At 52.5% G+C, this 3,563-nt stretch carries 4 protein-coding genes; 3 read left to right on the forward strand and 1 reads right to left on the reverse strand.

Features of this window, described 5'->3' with window-relative positions:
• The first annotated feature begins 101 nt into the window (after positions 1-101).
• The 3 genes from BEN30_RS14635 to BEN30_RS14645 all read left to right on the forward strand — a co-directional run bounded on the left by BEN30_RS14635 (position 102) and on the right by BEN30_RS14645 (position 2,500).
• Complete coding sequence (locus BEN30_RS14635) at positions 102-1,343, forward strand: TRAP transporter substrate-binding protein (protein WP_069959077.1); 1,242 nt, start codon at positions 102-104, stop codon at positions 1,341-1,343.
• Positions 1,344-1,508: 165 nt separating this feature from the next.
• A complete protein-coding gene (locus BEN30_RS14640) occupies positions 1,509-1,877 on the forward strand; it encodes a c-type cytochrome (RefSeq protein WP_170827076.1) in 369 nt (122 codons plus the stop codon).
• Positions 1,878-2,140: 263 nt separating this feature from the next.
• Positions 2,141-2,500 carry a c-type cytochrome gene (locus tag BEN30_RS14645; protein ID WP_069959078.1) on the forward strand — a complete coding sequence of 120 codons (360 nt, stop codon included), beginning with the start codon at positions 2,141-2,143 and terminating at the stop codon, positions 2,498-2,500.
• Positions 2,501-2,833: 333 nt separating this feature from the next.
• Here the strand turns inward: BEN30_RS14645 and BEN30_RS14650 are convergent.
• The coding region (locus BEN30_RS14650) for an IS5 family transposase (protein ID WP_069959079.1) at positions 2,834-3,563 on the reverse strand (730 nt) is incomplete at its 5' end.

The following is a 3,563-nucleotide window of genomic DNA, read 5'->3' on the forward strand; positions in this document are numbered from 1 at the left end:
GAATGACTCACCTCTTTCCCAGACCGGGGTCACACTGCTATCCTTAGGGAAATTGACAAGCTGCAATCACCGGGTTTTCCTGGTTTGGGGTAAGGCAACGCATGCGCAACACCATCATTGGCATTGTCATCGGCGTGGTCGTCGGCGTTATGATTGGCGCGACCGTAGTTGCGCCGCGTCTTGAAGAAGCCCGCTCTGCGTCTGCGACGATTTCAGAAACGGGACCGATAACAGGTTCGGAATCAGGAACCGAGACTGGATCAGCCCCCAACCCCACCAGCACCTTAGAAACACTTGCGATAGCCCCCAAGCGGCCCTCTGCTCCCAAAGAGGCCCCGGCAAAGAAGCGAACCACGCTTTCCGCTCCGACCAAATATCTGCGCGTCATCAGCCTCTATCCCGCCAAAACGCCGATTTTGGGAGAATTGCCCAAACATCTGCAAACCTTGCTGCCCGCCGCCACAGGCGGGCGACTGGGTGTCACCGTCTATGATCCAGGCATTTTGGTCGAAACCGCCGACACCTTTAACGCCGTCAAATCCGGCACCGTCGATGGCGTCTTTGCCACACCTGAGCAATGGGATGAAGATTCCCCAATTTTGCAATTGTTCACCGCCATTCCATTTGGCCCACCAGCGCAAGAACTCTTGTCTTGGTACTACCAAGACGGCAAAAATGGTGGGCGTGCGCTGTTTGAAGCGGCCATGAGCAAAAAAGGTGTGCATGCCATTTTGTGTGGCGCGCTCCCGCCTGAAGCCTCAGGCTGGTATCGCGCTCCCGTGCGCAGCACCGAAGCCTTCAAAGGTCTCAACATTCGTGCCTTTGGACTGGGTGGGGAAGTTTTGGCAAAACTGGGGGCAAACGTCCAACGCCTTGACGCAGGTCACACTTTGTCTCAATTCGAACAGGGCCAATTGGACGGCGCCGAATATTCATTACCCAGTATCGATTTGCCCATCGGCTTTCAGAAATTTGCCCGCAATTATTACTTTCCAGGCTGGCACCAGCCCGTAACGCTGTTTGCCCTGGCGATCAATACACAGGCGTGGTCCGTCCTCTCTGGCCCGGAGCAAATGGCGATCGAAACGGTTTGCGGCGACAACGTGCGCCGCTCCCTCACCCAGGCGGACGCCCAACAGTTTGAGGCCCTGAAAACCTTGAGTCTGGATGGCGTTCAAGTACGACGTTGGCCGGAAAACATCTTGCGCGACCTGCAAGATGCCTGGAAAGAGGTCGTGCGCGATCGAGCCCAAAAAGACGAAGATTTTGCGAGTGCATGGACTGCATTGCAAAATTACCGTCGCGACTACGCCATTTGGTATGAAATCAGTCGTATGCCATAAAAAATATGGTTGTTTTACCTTGTTTTCATTACAATGTACCCATGTAACACTGTATTTTCAATGCTCTTCCAGCGCTAGACTTGCCAAGTGGGGGGTAAATGGGGTACAAGGCCCCAAGACGTACAGGGATTGATTTACACTAAAATGCAACGGAGACGCATCAATATGAACACCTCGAAAATTCTCGCGCTTAGCATTGCAGCAGCGATCGCTGCTTCCAGCGGCTCTGCAATGGCCAGCAGCGACGATGGCGCTAAACTGTTCAAGAAGAAGTGCAGCACCTGTCATACGGTTGAAGCTGGCAAGCACAAGACCGGCCCGTCCTTGGCTGGCGTCATTGGCCGCCAAGCAGGTTCTACCGACTTCTCGAAGTACAAAGCTTTGAAAGGCGCTGATTTCAGCTGGGATGAGGCAAATCTCGCCGAATGGATTGAAGACCCGAAAAAGTTCATCGGCAAGCCCACCGCCATGACCGTTAAGGTCAAAAAAGAAGACGAACGCGCTGCAATCATTGAATATCTCAAAGAGAATTAAGCGAACGCTTTTTTTTGCATCAAGATGGTTCAAAAAGGCCCTGCTCGGTTGAGCGGGGCTTTTTCATGTCTAACTGACGTTGCCCCCTCCTCTTCAAGCGTTGTGGTCCAACAAGACAAATCTCGCAATTTGTACAATTGAAGTGTAGATTTTTCCGCGCACCTTCATATAATCCGGCATTAATGTACCTTGGTAGTCGCGTCATATGGTCCGCATGCGACGAGCCGTCATTGTTGGAATATCACAACTCTTGGAGAACCCCCATGAAGTCTATCCGCATCGCCACCGTAATCGCTTGCTTAGCCGCCATTGCTCCTGCCACTTCCATGGCCGATGACGGCGAATCCTTGTTCAAAAAACAATGCAAGAAATGTCACGCCCTTGAAGCCGGCAAACACAACATTGGCCCATCTTTGGCAGGCATCGTCGGCAAAAAGGCCGGGCAGCAAGACTTCAAAAAATACAAAGCCCTCAAAGATGTTGATATCACATGGGACGAAGCCAACCTCAGCGCTTGGATCGAAGACCCGAAGAAGTTTATCGGCAAAGCCACCACTATGGTCGTCAAAATCAAAGACGCGGAAGACCGCGCCGCGATCATCGAATATCTCAAAGCGAATTAAGCAAACGCTTTTTTTGCATCAAGATGGTTCAAAAAAGCCCCGCTCGGTTGAGCGGGGCTTTTTCATGTCAAGCTGACGTTGATTTTCCGCGCAACACGCGCTGGGACCTCACAAAACTAATCTCACAGATTGTACAATTGAAATGTAGATTTTTCCGCCTGCCTCCATATAATTCAACATTAAGGGCACCTCGAATAATGCCCTGTTGAGCCAAAGTTAGGCCATTTTAGGCCTGCCGGGAAGATGTTTGACGATAATTCCCAGGGTTTTCACTACCTCGCGGGGCAATTGTTCTGTGACCCTTCCGCCTCAGGCGGGGTCACCCCTGAATCCTTAAGGAGATGCGGTCGCCAGACGCTCCAACTGAACCAAACGGCGCATGTTGTAGCTCAGGTTTTTGAGGCCTATCCGCGCCTTAGCGCGAACCAGTCCAATGCTGCGCACCAGCGTTCCGCCCATATCGTTGCTTTGTGCGCCAAAGATGTGTTCCACGCGCACCCGAACTTTTGAGCGGGTATTGTTACCTTGCTCCTCCCGCTTGGTCAGTGGCTTATTGCGGCGGCCCTTGCGATGGATACGGCTCGTCAGACCCTTACCCGCCAGCATATCTTCAATTTTTGCCGAGCGATAAGCGCTGTCTGCCCATACGTCGGACGCGGTGTTGTTCGCGTCGAGAATGACCTCAACGACTTGGCTGTCATGCACCGAAGCATCCGTCACATGGTAACGACGCACCAGCTTGTACCGACGGTCCACATTGATGTGGTTCTTGTACCCATAATGGCTTTTGCCATGTTTTTTGGTCCACCGCGCCTCCACATCTTTCTGGCAGCGTTTGGCGGGTTTGCTGGCCCAATCTTCTGGTATCTCTCCAGCTTTGATCGTTGTATTTTCATCCCGGCTGTTGTGCTGGGTCGGAACGGAGACGATGGAGGCGTCAATGATTTGACCGCCCATCGCCAGATAGCCATGGTTCTTCAAATAGTCATCAAAGTCTGCGAACAAGGTCTCGATCACGCCGACCTCGGCAAGTTGATCTCGGTACAGCCACACCGTCTTGGCG

Source organism: Magnetovibrio blakemorei (assembly GCF_001746755.1).
GTDB lineage: Bacteria > Pseudomonadota > Alphaproteobacteria > Rhodospirillales > Magnetovibrionaceae > Magnetovibrio > Magnetovibrio blakemorei.